The sequence below is a fragment of the Streptococcus sp. AM28-20 genome, from assembly GCF_003603595.1.
GTDB classification, from domain to species: domain Bacteria; phylum Bacillota; class Bacilli; order Lactobacillales; family Streptococcaceae; genus Streptococcus; species Streptococcus ilei.
Genome location: NZ_QTNK01000002.1, coordinates 433,809 through 451,737, shown reverse-complemented (window position 1 = coordinate 451,737; position 17,929 = coordinate 433,809). Strand labels below are relative to the sequence as shown.

13 protein-coding genes and 1 pseudogene are annotated in these 17,929 nt (G+C 46.0%); 11 read left to right on the top strand and 3 right to left on the bottom strand.

The window, feature by feature from the left end:
* Positions 1–92 precede the first annotated feature (92 nt).
* From DW738_RS07230 to DW738_RS07190, 9 genes are all read left to right on the top strand, one after another.
* Positions 93–3,803 carry an alpha-L-fucosidase gene (locus DW738_RS07230; RefSeq protein WP_123160693.1) on the top strand — a complete coding sequence of 1,237 codons (3,711 nt, stop codon included), beginning with the start codon at positions 93–95 and terminating at the stop codon, positions 3,801–3,803.
* 229 nt (positions 3,804–4,032) lie between these two features.
* Positions 4,033–4,491 carry a CtsR family transcriptional regulator gene (locus tag DW738_RS07225; RefSeq protein WP_123160692.1) on the top strand — a complete coding sequence of 153 codons (459 nt, stop codon included), beginning with the start codon at positions 4,033–4,035 and terminating at the stop codon, positions 4,489–4,491.
* Positions 4,492–4,498: 7 nt separating this feature from the next.
* Complete coding sequence (locus DW738_RS07220) at positions 4,499–6,928, top strand: ATP-dependent Clp protease ATP-binding subunit (protein ID WP_123160691.1); 2,430 nt, start codon at positions 4,499–4,501, stop codon at positions 6,926–6,928.
* Between the two features lie 11 nt (positions 6,929–6,939).
* The gene (locus tag DW738_RS07215; RefSeq protein ID WP_123160690.1) at positions 6,940–7,428 is read left to right on the top strand and encodes an ECF transporter S component; all 489 of its coding nucleotides are present in this window, start codon (positions 6,940–6,942) and stop codon (positions 7,426–7,428) included.
* Positions 7,409–7,813 carry a DUF4430 domain-containing protein gene (locus DW738_RS07210; protein WP_123160689.1) on the top strand — a complete coding sequence of 135 codons (405 nt, stop codon included), beginning with the start codon at positions 7,409–7,411 and terminating at the stop codon, positions 7,811–7,813. The genes DW738_RS07215 and DW738_RS07210 overlap by 20 nt, the downstream gene beginning before the upstream one ends.
* 132 nt (positions 7,814–7,945) lie before the next feature.
* Complete coding sequence (locus DW738_RS07205) at positions 7,946–8,689, top strand: hypothetical protein (protein WP_243634257.1); 744 nt, start codon at positions 7,946–7,948, stop codon at positions 8,687–8,689.
* Between the two features lie 204 nt (positions 8,690–8,893).
* Positions 8,894–9,952, top strand: a complete 1,059-nt coding sequence (locus DW738_RS07200) for an AAA family ATPase (RefSeq protein ID WP_123160687.1) — start codon at positions 8,894–8,896, stop codon at positions 9,950–9,952.
* Positions 9,953–9,964: 12 nt separating this feature from the next.
* Positions 9,965–10,747: a nicotinamide riboside transporter PnuC gene (gene pnuC / locus DW738_RS07195; protein ID WP_023024637.1), complete on the top strand. Its 783-nt coding sequence runs from the start codon at positions 9,965–9,967 to the stop codon at positions 10,745–10,747.
* A complete protein-coding gene (locus DW738_RS07190) occupies positions 10,748–11,545 on the top strand; it encodes an NUDIX domain-containing protein (RefSeq protein ID WP_023027350.1) in 798 nt (265 codons plus the stop codon). It begins immediately after the preceding gene.
* A 189-nt stretch (positions 11,546–11,734) separates the two neighbouring features.
* Here DW738_RS07190 and dusB read toward each other — a convergent pair whose 3' ends face one another.
* Together dusB and hslO are read right to left on the bottom strand one after the other, a co-directional pair.
* On the bottom strand, positions 11,735–12,715 hold the full coding sequence (gene dusB, locus DW738_RS07185) for a tRNA dihydrouridine synthase DusB (protein WP_006595451.1): 981 nt from the start codon (positions 12,713–12,715) through the stop codon (positions 11,735–11,737).
* On the bottom strand, positions 12,702–13,574 hold the full coding sequence (hslO, locus tag DW738_RS07180; RefSeq protein ID WP_279387287.1) for an Hsp33 family molecular chaperone HslO: 873 nt from the start codon (positions 13,572–13,574) through the stop codon (positions 12,702–12,704). Before hslO ends, dusB begins: the two co-directional genes overlap by 14 nt.
* A gap of 111 nt (positions 13,575–13,685) precedes the next feature.
* Here hslO and DW738_RS07175 point away from each other — a divergent pair.
* Positions 13,686–13,918 (top strand): annotated as a pseudogene (locus tag DW738_RS07175) (ADP-ribosylglycohydrolase family protein); the annotation flags it as partial.
* Between the two features lie 148 nt (positions 13,919–14,066).
* On the opposite strand, the gene gshAB reads toward DW738_RS07175, so the two are convergent.
* Complete coding sequence (gshAB, locus tag DW738_RS07170) at positions 14,067–16,322, bottom strand: bifunctional glutamate--cysteine ligase GshA/glutathione synthetase GshB (protein ID WP_023024633.1); 2,256 nt, start codon at positions 16,320–16,322, stop codon at positions 14,067–14,069.
* Between the two features lie 296 nt (positions 16,323–16,618).
* On the opposite strand from gshAB, the gene DW738_RS07165 reads away from it, so the two are divergent.
* Entirely contained in the window at positions 16,619–17,911 is a 1,293-nt protein-coding gene (locus DW738_RS07165; RefSeq protein ID WP_123160685.1) for an adenylosuccinate synthase, read from the top strand.
* Positions 17,912–17,929: the final 18 nt, after the last annotated feature.

The following is a 17,929-nucleotide window of genomic DNA, read 5'->3' as shown; positions in this document are numbered from 1 at the left end:
CCAGCAAACATACGGTGAAAAGATCACAGGTAACAGAAAGAGGATGGGGAAAGTCTCCACCCTCTTTACCTGATGACATAAAGGAATGGAATATGGGAAAAAGATTATTTGATAAGAGAAATCGATTTGGCATCCGCAAACTATCAGTAGGGGTTTGCTCTGTAGTCGTAGCGACTTGTTTTTTAGGAGTCACTACCAGTTATGCAGAGGAACAAGCTGAGAGGAGTGAGACTCGTGAAGAACGAGTCGACACAAGTGATGTCGAGCATCAAGGGGAGGAGGGAAAAACTGTGAAAGACCACCAAGAAGAATCAGAACATTCCTCACCCGTAACGAGTGAGAAAGAAAACCGAGCAGTCAGCCAAGGGACAGAAGCAACCCAACCAGTAGCTTCTGCAGATGAGGAGCCTGAAATTGCAGATTACGGACCGCTTCCTAGCAAGGCCCAAATGCAATACCATCGCGAAGAACTGGCAGCCTTTATCCACTTTGGGATGAACACCTACTACGATCGTGAGTGGGGAGATGGGCAAGAAGATCCTTATTATTTCTATCCAGAGCATCTGGATACCGATCAGTGGATCAAAACCCTGAAAGACGCTGGCTTCAAACGGACCATCATGGTCGTCAAGCACCACGATGGTTTCCTCTTGTACCCTTCTAAATACACCGACCATACCATTGCCAAAAGTGGTTGGAAGGAAGGAAAAGGCGATATCCTAGCCGAAGTTTCGGCTTCTGCTAGCAAGTATGACATGGATATGGGGGTCTACCTCTCCCCTTGGGATGCTCACAGCCCGCTCTACCATGTGGATACAGAGGACCAATACAACGAATACTATCTCAACCAGCTCAAAGAAATCCTTGAAAATCCTAAATATGGAAACAAAGGCAAATTTGTTGAAGTCTGGATGGATGGAGCGCGTGGCGATGGGGCTCAAAAAGTAACCTATACCTTCGATAAGTGGTTTGACGCCATCCGTAAAGCCCAAGGGGATATTGCTATCTTCTCAGCTGAGCCCACCAATGTTCGCTGGATAGGAAATGAAAAGGGAATTGCTGGAGATCCAGTTTGGCATAAGGTCAATCCGGATAAGATTCGCAACAATCCATCCAATAGCTATCTCAACCATGGAGATCCAGAAGGGAAACAATACTCAGTTGGAGAAGCGGATGTTTCCATTCGCTCTGGCTGGTTCTACCATGACAATCAAGAGCCTAAGTCCCTGCGTGAATTGATGGACATTTACTTCAAATCTGTCGGTCGTGGAACGCCACTCTTGCTCAATATTCCACCCAATCAAGATGGAAAATTTGCGGATGCCGATGTGGCCCGTTTGAAAGAATTCCGCCAGACTTTGGATCAACTCTACAGCGTGGACTATGCGGCGGGCGCTTTGGTAGAAGCTGACTCGACACGGCGCAATTCGCATTACGCAGCCAGCCATTTGACAGATGGCGATGAAAAGACCAGTTGGGCCCCTGCCGATGATGCCAAGACCGGCTCTTTTGTCCTCGATCTTGGAAAAGAGCAACATTTTGATGTGGTAGAGCTCAAAGAAACCATCGAAAAAGGCCAACGGATTTCCGGTTTCACCATCGATGTAGCGGTGAATGGCCAATGGGTTCCTTTTGGGGCTGGGTCAACCGTTGGATATCGCCGTTTGATCAAAGGGCAACCAGTTGATAGTCGCTACCTCCGAGTGTCAATTACTGATGCCCAAGCCACTCCAATCTTGAATGGTGTCTCTGTCTATAAGACACCAGCCAGCATCGAAGAAACCGATGGCTATCCGCTTGGTTTGACCTATCATTCCGATCGAACAGCTGATCGGGCCAATAGCCAATGGAATGAAGAGGGAGAAGGCATTCGAGGCACCTCGATGTGGACCAAGGAAGCGGGAGCTTCTGCAACCTATCAATTCGAAGGGACCAAGGCCTATGTGGTCGCAACTGTAGACCCAGGTCATGGGAAGATGGATGTCTATGTAGATGGGCAAAAACTAGCGACGGTCAATACCCAAAGTCCAACTCGCAAACGCAGCCAAAAGGTTTATGAAACACCAGATTTGAAAGCAGGTTCCCATACCTTGACCTTGGTCAATAGCAAGGGAGATGCTATCGCAACGGAAGGGATTTATGCCCTCAATAACCAAGAAAAAGGCCTCTTTGAGTTTGCTCAGCCAACCTTAGCTGTTAAAAAAGGAGAGCCAGCGCAAATCGTCGTCAAAAGAAAAGGTGGCTCTAAAGGAAGTGCCAGTCTTAAGTTAATCACAGAACCAGGAACAGGGGTTCATGGCAAGGTCTACAAAGATACCAATGTCACCCTTGAGTTCGCAGATGGAGAGACAGAAAAAACAGTCCAAGTCCCAACCCTTGATTTTGCAGGAAAAGCGACCGATGTCTATGACTTTAAGGCCAAATTGTTGCATCCGGATCAAGGCAGCCTGGTCGGCTTTATTCCAGAACTGACAGTCCAAGTGATGAACGAGGACCTACTTCCAGAAAATCGCAAAGAAGTGGATGATCAAGATCCAAAACTGCACTACAGTCAAGGCTGGAATCATGAGACGGACAATCGAGACTTCTCAAATGGAACGGAATCTTGGTCTAGCTTCAACCAAGTAACCGATGAAGAAGGAAAGAAACACATTGATGTGACCATCACCTTCAAGGGAACTGGTGTGGAAGTTCGAGGAGTGGTTGATCCAAGCCATGGTCTCTACAGCGTCACCCTAGATGGAAAAGAAATGGCCTTTGAAGAAGGGCGTGGTCATGACTATGAGATTGAAGGCGACCATTACTTCAGTGGCTATGGAGATCAACGCAAACTGGACCAGAGTTTGGTCAATCTGCAAGGTCTAGCAAAAGGCTACCACCAATTACGTCTGCACTTGGATCCATCTCTCAATGATCCTCAGTCATCTAGAGCCATTCAGGTAGACCGCTTTATCCTATCAGGAAAAGATAGTCAGTTGCTTAGTCAAGAAGAGCTCCAACAGGTTATCAAAGAAGGAGTAGAAAAAATCAAGGCTACTTCTCTCGATCGCTTGAAAGCAAATCTCAAATCAACTGTTCAAGAGCAATTGACGGAATTGACTCAGTTGTTGAATCAAGAGCGACCAGATTTGGTTGCTGCAGCTAATCAAGTGGAAGCCCTTGAAACCATCTTAGGAGATGCTCACAATTATGAACCGCTGACGCAGACACGACCAGAAGAAGGTGTTCGGGATTTGATTCTTGAAAAACCAGAACTTCTCATCGAAGCGGAGGAGATTCCATTTGAGAGTCAAACACGTGAGAACAAGGACTTGGCCAAGGGCGAAAGCCGGATCCTTCAAGCAGGGAAGGTCGGACGCCGATTGAAATTGATTGAGGTTCGACAAGAAGAAGGTAAAGAAATTCGGACAGAAGTCGATGCCTTTGTCGAAGTGGAAGCCCAGGACCAGATTACAGAAGTCGGAACAGGAGTGGTAGAAAAACATCCTGTGACACCTGATCTACCGACTCCAATAACACCTGTAACTCCAAGTAAAGACTTGCAAGTGCATGCACATCATTCAACAGTAGATGATAAAAAAGAGAAAGAAACTCCGGTTCTTCTGAAAGAGACGACTCCAGAAGTAACTTCTGTCTTGACTGCCGAGCATCCAGTAGTAGAAGAGGTTGAAAGTCCTTCTCTACAATCGGAAGAAAAACTGCCACAGACAGGATCAGAGAAGGCAAGTTTCTTAGCCTGGATGGGACTTTTCGGCTTAGGTTTCTTAGGCGGAAGAGTAAAATTCGCTCGTCGGAAATCCTAAGGCACCTTCTATAAGAGGTTAGCAATCGCTAGCCTCTTTTTTGTTTCTTCTGGCTACCAGTAAGGGGGATTCAGATTCCATCTGGACGTAGTCTTTGCTTTATTTACAGGCGTAAAAATTGTATAATAGTCAGATAAGGTCAATAATGACATCATGGATGATGAGACCATTTTTTATCCTCTGAAGAGCAGAGAGTCCATCTAGAATGAAACCATCAGAAAGGAGCATCATGGCAAGTAAAAATACATCAGATAGCATCGAGGCCTATATCAAGTCGCTACTGGCTCAAGCAGGAATCGCAGAGCTCAAGAGAAGCGAATTAGCAGATGTTTTCCAAGTTGTTCCTAGTCAAATCAATTATGTAATCAAGACCCGCTTCACCGAAAGTCGAGGCTACATCGTAGAAAGCAAGCGTGGAGGTGGAGGGTATATCCGGATTGGCAAGATTCAATTTTCAGACCAACACCAGATGCTAACAGAGCTTGGCGCAAGCATTGGAGAACAGATCAGTCAGACTGTATTCTGTGATATCCTCCAGATGCTATTTGAAGAAAAACTCCTTACAAAGAGAGAAGCAGAGCTCTTGTCAGTGATGACAACAGACGAGGTTCTGGGAAGTGAAGCCCATCGCTTACGAGCCAATATCCTACGAAAAATTATCCAACAAGTCGATAGAAAGGGAATGTAATCTCCTTATGAACTATTCAAAAGCCCTATTAGAAACGATTGAAGCCGCTCAAATCTTGGCGGGTCATTTTGATTCCCAAACCCTAGATACCTGGCATATCCTAGTGGCCCTAGCAAATAACCCCTATAGTGTAGCTGGTTCCGTCTTAAGTGACTATCCTATGCAGATTGATGATTTTCAAGATGCAGCTGAGCACATCACGGGCCAAGTCTACCAACGGGATGGTCGCTATGAGGTATTTCCTTTTTCTTTCCGTGTAGAAGAAATCATGAACCGTTCCCAAGAGATTGCCCAGGCAGTCCATGCCAAAAGTCTTGGAACAGAGCATGTCCTCTTGGCGCTCTTACTAGAGCGGGGAACCTTAGCTTCTCAAGTATTGGAGTATGTTGGCTTCCGCTATGATGATCAGGAAGATGGCATTAAAATCGTCGAACTTCGTAAGAGTTTGGAACAACGAGCAGGTTGGGACAAGGAAGCTGTCAAGGCTATCCGTTCTCTCTATCGGTCCCAGCAACCAAATCGTCAAACCATGGGAAATATGATGGGCATGCCGGCCTCTACTAGTGGTGGTTTGGAAGATTATACCCGAGATCTGACAGAAATGGCTCGCAATGGCAGTTTGGAACCGGTGATTGGCCGGGGTCAAGAGATCTCGCGGATGATTCAGATTTTGAGCCGCAAAACAAAAAACAATCCAGTCCTCGTTGGAGATGCCGGTGTCGGAAAGACTGCTCTGGCTTTGGGCTTGGCTCAACGGATTGCCAGTGGAGATGTCCCAACTGAACTTGCTAAGATGCGTGTCTTAGAGTTGGACTTGATGAATGTTGTCGCAGGGACTCGTTTCCGTGGAGATTTTGAAGAGCGGATGAACAACATCATCAATGATATTGAAGAAGATGGCCACGTCATTCTCTTCATTGATGAGCTCCATACCATTATGGGATCTGGATCAGGGATTGACTCCACCTTGGATGCGGCCAATATTTTGAAGCCTGCCTTGGCTCGCGGGACCTTACGGACCGTAGGAGCGACTACGCAAGAAGAATACCAAAAACATATCGAAAAAGACGCCGCTCTGTCACGCCGTTTTGCCAAGGTTTTGATTGAGCAACCGTCTGTTGCGGATAGCATCGCTATTTTGCAAGGGCTCAAGAAGACATATGAGCGTCACCACCGTGTCCATATTACGGATGCAGCCATTGAGACAGCCGTTGTCTATGCCCATCGTTATTTGACCAGTCGCCTCTTGCCAGACTCAGCCATTGATCTTTTGGATGAGGCGGCAGCGACTGTGCAAAACAAGGGGCCTCAAGCAGGTCTTCAGTCCGATTTGACAGCTGCCGATCAGGCCTTGCTCAAGGGACAGTGGAAAAAAGTTGCTCAGTTACTAAAAGAAGACGCCAGTCCAAAAGGCTACCAGCTAGAAGTCAAGGAAGAGGACATCCTGAAGACGCTCAGTCAGCTTTCTGGCATTCCTGTGGAGAAACTCACCCAAACAGCGGCTAAGAAATACCTGGAATTAGAAGCGGAACTTCATAAGCGCGTGATCGGTCAGGATCAGGCCGTCTCAAGTATCAGCCGAGCGATTCGCCGCAATCAGTCTGGAATCCGGTCTCACAAGCGACCAATCGGTTCCTTCCTCTTCCTCGGTCCGACAGGAGTCGGGAAAACCGAGCTAGCCAAGGCGCTTGCTGAGGTTCTCTTTGATGACGAGTCCGCTTTGATTCGCTTTGATATGAGTGAATACATGGAGAAATTTGCGGCTAGTCGTCTCAACGGAGCTCCTCCGGGTTACGTTGGTTATGAAGAAGGTGGTGAGTTGACGGAAAAAGTCCGCAACAAACCTTATTCAGTCCTCTTGTTTGATGAGGTGGAAAAAGCCCATCCAGATATCTTTAACGTTCTCTTGCAGGTCTTGGATGACGGTGTCTTGACCGACAGCAAGGGACGCAAGGTAGATTTCTCCAATACCATTATTATCATGACGTCAAACTTGGGAGCTACTGCTTTACGAGATGATAAGACAGTCGGTTTTGGAGCCAAGGATATTCGCTTTGACCAAGCCAATATGGAAAAACGCATCTTCGAAGAGTTGAAGAAGACCTATCGACCGGAGTTCATTAACCGGATTGATGAAAAGGTCGTCTTCCATAGCCTGACCAGTGACCAAATGCACGAGATTGTCAAGATTATGGTGAAACCCTTGGTTCAATCCCTAGCAGAGAAGGGCATTACTCTGAAATTCCAGGCGTCTGCCCTTAAATGGCTGGCAACTCACGGATATGATCCAGAGATGGGAGCGCGTCCTTTGCGTCGGACCATCCAGACCCAGGTGGAAGACTATTTGGCAGAAATCCTCTTGAGAGGAGAAGTTGCAGAAGGTCAAACCCTCAAGGTAGGTGTCAAGTCTGGTCAGCTTAACTTCACGATTGACTAGGAGGATATGTAGTGCCTCTCAAACGCTTGACCCGAATCACCCTCCTAGCAGCACTCTGTGTGGTGCTGCGACAAGCTTTTGCCTTTCTACCCAATGTCCAACCCATTAGTGCCATTTTCTTTTTATTGGTATTATTTGAAGACTGGCCATTCGCCTGTTTGGTGATGGCGGTCACCATGTTCACCTCGGCTTTTCTCTTGGGGATGAGCCCAGTGGTAGTCGCTCAGATTCTTGTCTTTGCCCTCCTCTTGACTCTTTGGCGAGGGCTTTACCGCCACTTGTCTCTGGAAGTCCAAACCCTAGTGGTCGGCATCTTATCTTTTCTCTACGGGATGTTGATTGACAGTCTTTATGCTGTTCTTTATCACATGCCTTGGTGGACCTATGCTCTGGTAAATGGCTTTAGCTTTAACCTAGCCCACGCCCTTTCCACCGCTTGTTTTTATCCTTTACTTTATGTCATATTTAGGAGATTGTATCATGAAAAAAACACTTTATAGCTTTTTTACTGTCTTAGCGGCTCTTGTCTTGGTTAGCTGCGGACAAGGCACACCATCGACTACGAAAAACTCAGCTTCTAGCTCACAAGTAGCCAAAGAAAAAGAAATAACCATTACGGTAAGTATCGCACCTGAAGGGCAAGAGGCTCAGAGCAAGACCTTAAAGGTTGCAGAAAAAGCCAACCTGATGGAAGTCCTTAAAGCCAACTACAAAATTGAGGAGAAGGGTGGCCTCATCACCTCGATCGATGGAGTAGCCCAAGACGAAAGCAAGGGGCTCTATTGGATGTACAAGATCAATGGAGAGATGGCACCAAAAGGGGCAGCAGAGACCACTGTCCAAGATGGAGACACTATCGAATTTTATCAAGAAGTCTATCAATAAGAAAAAGAGTGAATGCTTGGACTAGGACTCCACGGGTTCACTCTTTTTTTGATACTAGTTTCAATTTTTTATAAGAATTGGAAATCCTCTTGACTTCCCTATAGATAAATGTTACAAAAGAGAGGTATTGCCATGAGAATGAAAGGAACCTTATTTAGTCTATCCACCCTTGCTCTAACAGCTACTCTTCTCTTAAGCGGCTGTGGATCAGAAAAGAAAAAGGAAACCAGTCCATCTTCAACTAATAAAATTGCGCAAGTAAAACAAAGTTCTACTAGTAAAAAAGAAGAGAAAAAGGCTACAAGCAAAACCACACAAAGCCAACAAAGTGCAGAGGTGGCAGCATCTCCTACCATCGCATCGAGCGAGACACAAGCGAGCCAAGAAAGTCCGTCAACTCCGGTGACACCAAGAGTTCCAGAAGTCAGTCAAGGCCTGGCCCCAACTCCTTCCAAAGAAACGCATCCAGCAGTGACACCAGCACCTGAAAAAGCAAAACTACCTAGCTTGGAGGAAGGTCGCACGAGTGCTAAAGAGCAAGCCTCTAAGACAGAGAACCCACGCTATAAAGGTGTGTTAGCTTATGCCTCAAGGGATTATTCTACAGTAGCAGGTAGTTGGACCGATGGTCGCGATACCGGCGTAACAATTGGGCAAGGAGGTCAAGTGTCCATTCAAACTCCAGGTGGCGACGCAGTGGGCTATACGATTGGAAGCTATGAATACAACTTGGATCATGGTCATTATCATGCTGGCTTGATTTCCACTCAAGATGGATCTACAGCTAGTTTGGATATAGTCGTCGGTCAAGATGGCCAAGTGGCAAGTGTTCAAGTGGCTGAAAATGGACATGCGCACGCCTTGGTTCGGGAATAATGACTCGCCACTAAGAAATATAAAAAAATGATTGAAATCAGAGGTTCAATTCTGTATAATAACATACAGAGTTGGATCTTTTTAATTTTTATTTTATAAAAATATATTTTTTTATAAAAAAGTATTGACACTGGCTAATTATAGTTTATAATAAAAGTATAAGCAAAGCATGTTTTGAAATAATAATAAAAAGGAGCCAGTAAGATGAAAGAAAAAGTGGCAGTGGTTTTTGGAACATTTGCCCCCCTTCATCAAGGGCATATTGATTTAATTCAACGGGCAAAGCGCCAATGTGACCGCGTTCGTGTAATTGTTTCTGGGTACAAAGGTGACCGTGGAGAAGAAGTTGGTCTTCCTTTGCAGAAACGTTTTCGCTATATCCGAGAAGGTTTTTCAAATGATGAACTCACTCAAATATATAAACTTGACGAGACAGATCTTCCCCGCTATCCTTTGGGATGGGAGCCTTGGTTGAAAACAGCCTTAGAAACCATTCAATATCATGCAGAGAGAGAAGAACTGATCTTCTTTGTTGGAGAGAAGGCTTACCAAGAAGAACTTGAAGCGCGAGGCTTTGAAGCCCGCCTGCAGGAGCGTCAGTTCGGCATCTCAGGAACCCTCATCAGAGAGAACCCGAGCAAGTATTGGAAATACATTGCCCAACCCTTCCGTCGTCAGTTTACGAAAAAGGTTCTCATTATGGGTAGTGCTAGTAATGGGAAGACGACTTTGGCAAAGGACTTGGCCCGTTTCTATGATGCGCCAGTGAGCTTGGAATATGCTCGGGAGTACCAAATTAGAAATAATGTACGGGATGATGAACTAACCCCAAAAGATTACTATTATCTCCTACTCGGACAATACGATCAAACCTCAAAATTAATCGACAGTAGTGCCAATCGTGGCTTAGTCATTGCGGATACGAATTCTCTGGTGACCAAGGGTTATTACGACTACTATATGGAAGTAGAAGGCCAAGAGACCGGCATGACGGATACCTTTGACAATCTCTTTGTCAGCATCTTAGCTAAGGAAAAGTGGGATTTGATCTTATTTGTCCAACCTATTGGCTCCTATGTTAATGATGGTTTCCGTGATATGACCATGGCAGATGATGACATTCGCAACAGTTTTTCAAATCACCTGGATCAACTCCGGCATCAATACCTCTCGGATATCCCTACAGCCTATCTCGGGCAAGACTACTTGGGGAATTATGAAGAAGCGAAACGTGTCATCGATACGATTTATCAAGCTGATTAAAGGAGAAGCAACATGAAACGATTACAAGAAAAAATTCAAACATTTGGGGAACATTTAAAAAATGTCCATCGAGAAGCGGGCAAACGTGGCTTTGTAGGCATTATGAAACTCCTTTGGAAAGACCTGTTCGCTGGCCGCACATTGACACAATGGCTCTATTTGCTTGCTTTGTCCAGCGTGCCCTTTATCTTAGAATTTACCAATCAGGAAGCGAGTCATGATTGGTTGGGGCTCTTTGCATCCTGGACAGGAATAGTTTGTGTTATACTAGTAGCAGAGGGTAGGGCTAGTAACTATCTCTTTGGAGCAGTAAACTCAGCGATTTATCTCATCCTAGCCTTGAACAAAAACTTCTATGGAGAAGTTCTGACGACTCTGTATTTCTTCGTGATGCAGCCAATTGGTCTCTATGTCTGGTTGTCGAATCGGATCAATGATCAGGGGGAAGCGGAAGAATCTCATTTTGAGGCCAAGAAATTAAACCTAATGGAATGGATCAAGTACTTGGCCCTAACAGCTCTGATTTGGATCGGGATGGGCTACGCCTATAAAAGCATCCACAGTGCTCGGCCTTTCCGTGATAGTATAACAGATGCGACCAATGGTGTCGGACAGCTTCTGATGACTGGTCTCTATCGCGAACAATGGATTTTCTGGATTGCGACCAACCTCTTCAGTATTTACCTCTGGTGGGGAAAGAGCATCCATATTCAAGGCATGTACTGGGTCTATACCCTTAACAGTCTTGTCGGTTGGTATCAGTGGAGTAAAGCAGTGAAAAAGGAGGTTGCTTAAATGACAGCAACAAGCATTCCGGAAGGAATGAACGAAAAGGAATACTACGAAAGGGTCGTCAGCGAGGAAGAATTTCTCCGTTGGTATAAGGAACAGGATCACCCTACCTATGAAAATCCGAGCGTAACTGCTGATATGGTGGCCTACTGCTTTGTGGAGGGGCGCTTGAAACTCTTGGTGATTCGCCGCAAAACGCATCCTTGTCAGCATCGGGTAGCCTTGGTTGGAGGATTCTTGCAAAAGCATGAAGATGCTATTCAGGCTTGTATCCGTGAGGTCCAGGAAGAAGTTGGACTAGAGTTGACCCCTCAAAAAGTCGAGCAGTTAATGACCGTTTCGACTCCTGGACGGGATCCACGGGGCTGGGTCATCACCATTGCCCACCTGGTCTACTTGCCTGCGGAGGCCGTCAATTTGGTCCGAGCTGGGGATGATGCCAAAGAGGTTCTTTTCCTCGATGTGGACTTCAAACAAGGGGAGTGTTCCCTAGATGGCCGTGTCTTGACGGCTGAAGATTTTGCCTTTGACCACTATGAGATTGTCCAAGAATCCATCAAGCGGATCCAAGGGCGTTTGGCTTGGAATCCAACCTTCCTCCATCTCCTAGAAGAACCTTTCACCGTATACGAGGCGACGGAGTTGGTGAACCTGATCCATCCAGATAAAGAAATTTTGACCAATAATTTCCTTGTCACCTACGGTTCCTATGTGGAAGAAGTAGGAGTCAAGCGGGTACCTAAGAAAAAACCACGCAAGACCTATCGCTGGAAAGAAAGCGAAGGCCAAAAGGACCAATAACATACAAGAGAGTGGGACAGAAATCGGTCATTCGTAAGAATTCGATTTCGTCGTCCCACCTCCGCACAGTTGAGTAGGGCTGTAAAAGCTGATGAAATCAGCGTAGTAGAGCCCACTCAACCACTGCGTCTTGCTCGACAATCCAAAGACAATTAAGAGGCTAGGACTTTTGTCCTAGCCTCTTTGTCATTAAGCTTTTTCTAATTGAAGAAGTTCTTCAATCTCTGCTAGGGTGCTAGCCTGCGAGATTGCTCCGCGTAGTTTGGCAGCACCTGAGGTACCACGGAGGTAGTGAGGGGCTAAGCCACGGAATTCGCGGACGGCAATGTGCTCGCCTTTGAGATTGATCAAGCGCTTCAAGTGCTCATAAGCAATCTTCATCTTGTCTTCGAAGGTCAAATCAGGCAGGATTTCTCCTGTTTCAAAGTAGTGATTGATTTGGTTGAAGAGGTAAGGATTGCCCATAGCGGCACGGCCAATCATGACCGCATCAGCACCAACTTCTTCGATGCGTTGTTTGGCGTCTTGAACTGTCCGGATGTCTCCATTTGCAATAAATGGAATCTTGGTCAGAGCTTGCGCAACCTTGTGAAGGGTCTCAAGGTCAGCGTGACCAGTGTACATTTGTTCCCGGGTCCGTCCGTGCATAGCCAGGGCAGAGACACCTGCAGCTTCAGCTGCGAGGGCATTCTCCACTGCTAGGGAAGGATCTGACCAACCTGTCCGCATTTTGACAGTGAGAGGGATATCAAGGACGGATTGGACCTTGTTGATAATGGAGTAGATCTTATCAGGGTCCTTGAGCCACATAGCACCCGCCTCGTTTTTCACGATTTTATTCACTGGGCAGCCCATGTTGATATCCACGATATCGGTCTTGGTATTTTCTTGGATAAATTCTGCTGCGCGTGCTAGGCTATCTTCGTCGCTCCCGAAAAGTTGGATCGATACAGGATTTTCTCCTTCATCGATATGGAGCATATGCAGGGTCTTTTCGTTATTGTATTGGATTCCTTTATCAGAGACCATTTCCATGACTACAAGCCCTGCTCCCAGTTCCTTAGCAATCGTCCGGAAAGCGGAGTTGGTCACACCGGCCATAGGTGCTAAGACCGTCCGGTTTGGGATCTCGACGTTCCCAATCATAAAAGGTGTATTAAGATTTGTCACGAATGAGTTCCTCCAAGTCGTTTTCGTCAAAGTGATAAGCTGTCTGACAGAATTGGCAAACAATTTCCGCTCCCTGGTCTTCGTCCTTCATTTCTTGAAGGTCTTTGGCTGGTAAGCTAGCCAAGGCATCCATGAAACGTTCCTTGCTACAGTCGCATTGGAAACGAAGTTCTTCTTCAGAGAGACGTTTGTATGGCTCTTCGCCATAGATGGCAGCAAGAAGGGCTTCAATATGGTCGTCAGACGCTAAAAGGGTAGAAATGGCCGGCATTTCTTGGATACGTTTTTCAAAGCGGGCAATTTCTTCTTCCTTGGCATTTGGCAAGACCTGTACCAAGAAACCACCAGCGACCTTGACTTTGTCGTTTTCGTCTAAAAGCACATTGAGCCCCACCGCAGATGGCGTTTGTTGGCTTTCGGTCAAATAATAAGCCAGGTCTTCACCGATTTCGCCAGTGACCAGAGGTGTCATGGAGTGGTAAGGATTGCCTGTACCATAGTCGGTAATCACTAAGAATTCCCCATTTCCGACGAATGGTCCGACCACGACTTCACCAGTCGCTGTTTTCTTGATATCCACACCAGGATTTTGAACGTAGCCTTTGACGTTTCCTTGAGTATCTGCAACAGTGATAATAGCACCAAGTGAGCTAGTACCTAGGATTTTCACCGTAATCTTGGTGTCCCCTTTTTCGTTGGCTGCGAGAATTTGACTAGCGATCAGGGTGCGCCCAAGGGCCACTGTTGAACTTGCTTGTGTCTGATGGTATTCTTGGGCTGCTCGCACGGTCTCTGTACTGTCTAGTACAAAGGCACGGAAAGAGCCACTTTCTGAGATAGTTTTGATAATTTTGTCCATACCTTTTATTTTAACACAAAATAGAAAAACAGGCGCAGGCCTGCGCTTGTTTTTTGGGGTTAGGAAGAATTTTAAGACCAAAAATAGTATAATAAAACAAAGGAGGCTAGCATGAACCAATCTTTGAAAGCGGCAGTCTATGGTTTGGCGGTAGCTGATGCATTAGGGGTTCCGTATGAATTTTTAACCCGAGGCAGTTTTAAAGCGATTGAGATGGTGGGCTATGGAAGCCAACAGTAACTGGCTGGAACTTGTTCAGATGATACTAGCCTTGTATTCGCGGCCTATGATTCTTTTTGGGAAAAAGGGAAGATTTCCTCTGCTATATGCAGGAGAGGTTTGAAATTTGCTTGTTAGAGGATGATTTTACAGCAAATGACTTGCTATTTTAAACTTGTAGGAGGACCATGCTTAATCTTTTTAGGTTATCATCTAAAACTCTACCTCGGTTACAAAACAAAAACGCAGAGACATCTTCTGCGTTTTCTTACTTTATAGGTCCATTTCTGGGAAAAGTTTAGCTAGTATTTTCGGAGTAATGCTTTGTCCCGGCCCCTCAGCACAATAGGTGTGCATATACATAGAAGGATTGAAGTTGAGCTCGATGCAGGTACAGTTGGGATTTTCCTTTGTGGAAATAGCAGAGCTGTCAGGGATGATGAGATCAACGCCACAGGCCCAGGCTCCCATAGCCTTTGCCATGTCCGCAGCGAGTTCCTTATAAGATGGGTGCATGCTGTCTGTGACATCAATCGAGTCTCCGCCAGTAGAAATGTTGGAATTGCGCCGCAAGTCAACCTTGACTCCAGCAGGCAGGATATCATCTGGTCCATAGCCTTGCTGGTCCAGCATGAGCAGTTCAATGTCCCCCAGTTCAATGATTTCAAGCGGTGAACGATGATCTCGGCCCCGCAGAGGATTGTCATTTTTGATGGCAATCAATTCTCTCACGGTATGCTGACCGTCTCCGACGACATTGGCCGCCACTCGCAAGAGGACTGCTTGGCATTGTCCGTCTAAGACAAAGAAGCGGTACTCCGTTCCAGCGATAAATTCCTCCACTAAGACGGCGACATCTTCTGAAAAAGCAATCTCCAGAGCCTTGTGATAAGCTTCCAGGCTAGCTGGCTCTTGGAAGATAGAGATGCCCAGTCCGAAGTTAGTTGACTTGGGTTTGACAACAATTTCTCGGTTCTTAATCAAAGGGTAGTAGGCCAGTCCCTCTTCTAGAGAAGAAAATTCTGCTCCAGCCGGAACGGGAAAGTCAGCTGCTGCCAAAATCTTTTTGGTGACTGTTTTATTGGCCATGGCCAAAGGGATGACATAGTTATCCTTGGAGGTCATATTGCCGTTCTTGACATATTCTACATGACTACCATGCCAAAGCTTGAGAAATTGGTCCTTTTCATCTAAAATTTCGACATTTAGCCCCTTTTGAATAGCATCAAAGAGTAGCATCTGGGTGGACAGTTCCATATTTTCGTAGCCTTTGAGGGCATAAGGAGCAGTCCAGGCATAGCGGTGGTATTCTTCTGCTTTTTCTAGACCAAAAGCTGTTAAGGAATCTTGCTGGATATGGGGCAGGAGCTGTCCTGACAGTGTCAGCTGAGGATGTAAGAGAGCCTCTCTCATCTGGTCCAGCAAAGTTTGATAGTAAGTTGGCAGTTCAAAATGCTGGATGAGCTCTTCCATGGCTTGGAGAAGGGCTGAGCTGTCTGCCTCATCTGGCAGGGCAGTCAGCGGGTGGCTACAAGCAATTTTCTGGTTCAAATCATGGGCAGCTTTTAATACTGCATCAACATTTTCTACATCATCTAGCCAGAGCAGGCCCAGTAAAAAGAGATGGACAGTATCTAAGGTCTCTTGGCTAATGCCCAAATGGTCAAAAGGATTGAGATCGAAGCAGCGGAATTCCAGATAGGTGATACCCTGCTCCAGATAGGCGCGATTGTGCTTCTGTCCACGGAAGCGAACGGCTGAGTAAAATTCTTTTTCAGCACTGAGCTCGCCAGACTGAACGTAGTTTTCAATATCGGTTACATATTGCTCCAAAGAAGTGTAGGACACCTGAATATTCTCGTCATTGACATAGCCATAGTCGCTGTTGCGAAAAGAGCGGATAGGCTGCGGGTATTCCTGACTGTAGAAGCCGGCTTCTGCCAGAGGAGCAGCACCGTAGAGATAGGTTAAGAGCCATCGGAAACGCAGAAAGTTTCGAGCCAGTTTGAGATAGAGGTCATTTTTAAAGTCCTTGAGTAAATGATAGGAGCTGACTTGAAAGAGAGCAGCGACCAGATCTTTCCCTAGCTCCATGTTGTAGTGGATGCCAGAGATGGCCTGTAGTTTTTTGCCATATTTTTTCGCTAAACCCTCTCGGTAGTGGCGTTCGTATTCGTTTTCCAGACGGGCGATGATAATATCTTCTTCAGTCAGCTGCGGTGGCATGGACAGAGGCCACAGGCATTCACTCTGGTCAATTGAGCGGCCTGCCACATCGCTGATAGCTCCCAGTAAGCGCCGCGCTTCCTTAGTAGAGTGAGCAATAGGTGTAATTAGTTCCAGTTGTTGTTCGCTGAAGTCTGTTTGGATGGTCGGGTGGAAATTGCGGGAACCAAGCTGACTCGGATGAGCAGTTTGAGCTAAGTGTCCATCAGTTGTCACTCGCAGATTTTCCCTCTCCAGACCAAAGGTCGCTTGGAGAATAGGGCTTGATGTATCCAGTTTCTGCAGTAATTGATTAATCGTCATCGTTTCACCGTCCTATGGTAGTTATTTTAGTCTATTACAAACGGAAAAAGAAAGCAAATTTCCGCTACGATTTTACAAAAATTCCGAACTTTTATTTTAAATTAAGTACTAAAATTCAGAAAATACATATTTTGTAAAAATGTAATTCGTCTACATAAGAGAAAAAACAAATGAAATGATGAACCCTCCTTGAAAAATTGTCAAATTTTTCATATAATGAGGTATAAAACATAATCGCAGGTGAGATTCCTGCCTGCTTTTCAAGAAAGGACGAGCTATATAGCTCAGACAAAGATATGACATCAGTAGTTGTTGTAGGAACCCAGTGGGGAGATGAAGGAAAAGGGAAGATTACAGACTTCCTATCAGCCAATGCAGAAGTCATTGCTCGCTACCAAGGTGGGGACAATGCCGGTCACACCATCGTGATCGACGGCAAAAAATTCAAGTTGCACTTGATTCCTTCAGGTATCTTCTTCCCTGAAAAGATTTCTGTCATTGGGAATGGGGTTGTGATCAATCCTAAATCATTGGTCAAAGAGTTGGCTTATCTTCATGAAGAAGGTGTGACAACAGACAGTTTGCGCATTTCAGACCGCGCCCATGTCATCCTCCCTTACCATATCGAATTGGACCGTCTCCAAGAAGAGTCAAAAGGGGACAACAAAATCGGAACGACCATCAAAGGGATTGGACCAGCTTACATGGACAAGGCTGCGCGTGTGGGAATCCGGATCGCGGATCTTTTGGACCGCGACGTCTTTGCAGAACGCCTGCGCATCAACTTGGAAGAAAAGAACCGTCAATTTACCAAACTCTATGAAGCAGAGGCTCTTTCCTTTGACGATATCTTCGAAGAATACTATGAATATGGTCAACAAATCAAACAATATGTAACCGATACTTCTGTCATCTTGAACGATGCTTTGGATAACGGCAAGCGCGTGCTCTTTGAAGGAGCCCAAGGGGTTATGTTGGATATCGACCAAGGAACTTATCCATTTGTTACTTCATCAAACCCAGTTGCTGGTGGGGTGACCATCGGATCAGGTGTCGGCCCAAGCAAGATCGACAAGGTTGTCGGTGTATGTAAAGCCTATACCAGCCGTGTCGGTGACGGACCATTCCCTACAGAACTCTTTGATGAAGTGGGGGACCGGATCCGTGAAGTGGGGCATGAGTATGGGACAACAACCGGTCGTCCTCGTCGTGTTGGTTGGTTTGACTCAGTTGTCATGCGCCATAGCCGCCGCGTGTCAGGAATTACCAACCTTAGCTTGAACTCGATCGACGTTCTGTCCGGCTTGGATACAGTGAAAATCTGTGTAGCCTACGACTTGGATGGGGAACGCATCAACCACTACCCAGCAAGCTTGGAGCAACTCAAACGTTGCAAACCAATCTATGAAGAATTACCAGGCTGGTCAGAAGACATCACCGGTGTCCGCCACTTGGATGAGCTTCCAGAAAATGCCCGCAACTATGTCCGCCGTGTCGGTGAATTAGTTGGTGTGCGCATTTCAACCTTCTCAGTCGGACCAGATCGTGACCAAACCAATATCCTTGAAAGTGTGTGGTCTAGTTTATAAGCAAATGAAGATAAGAGA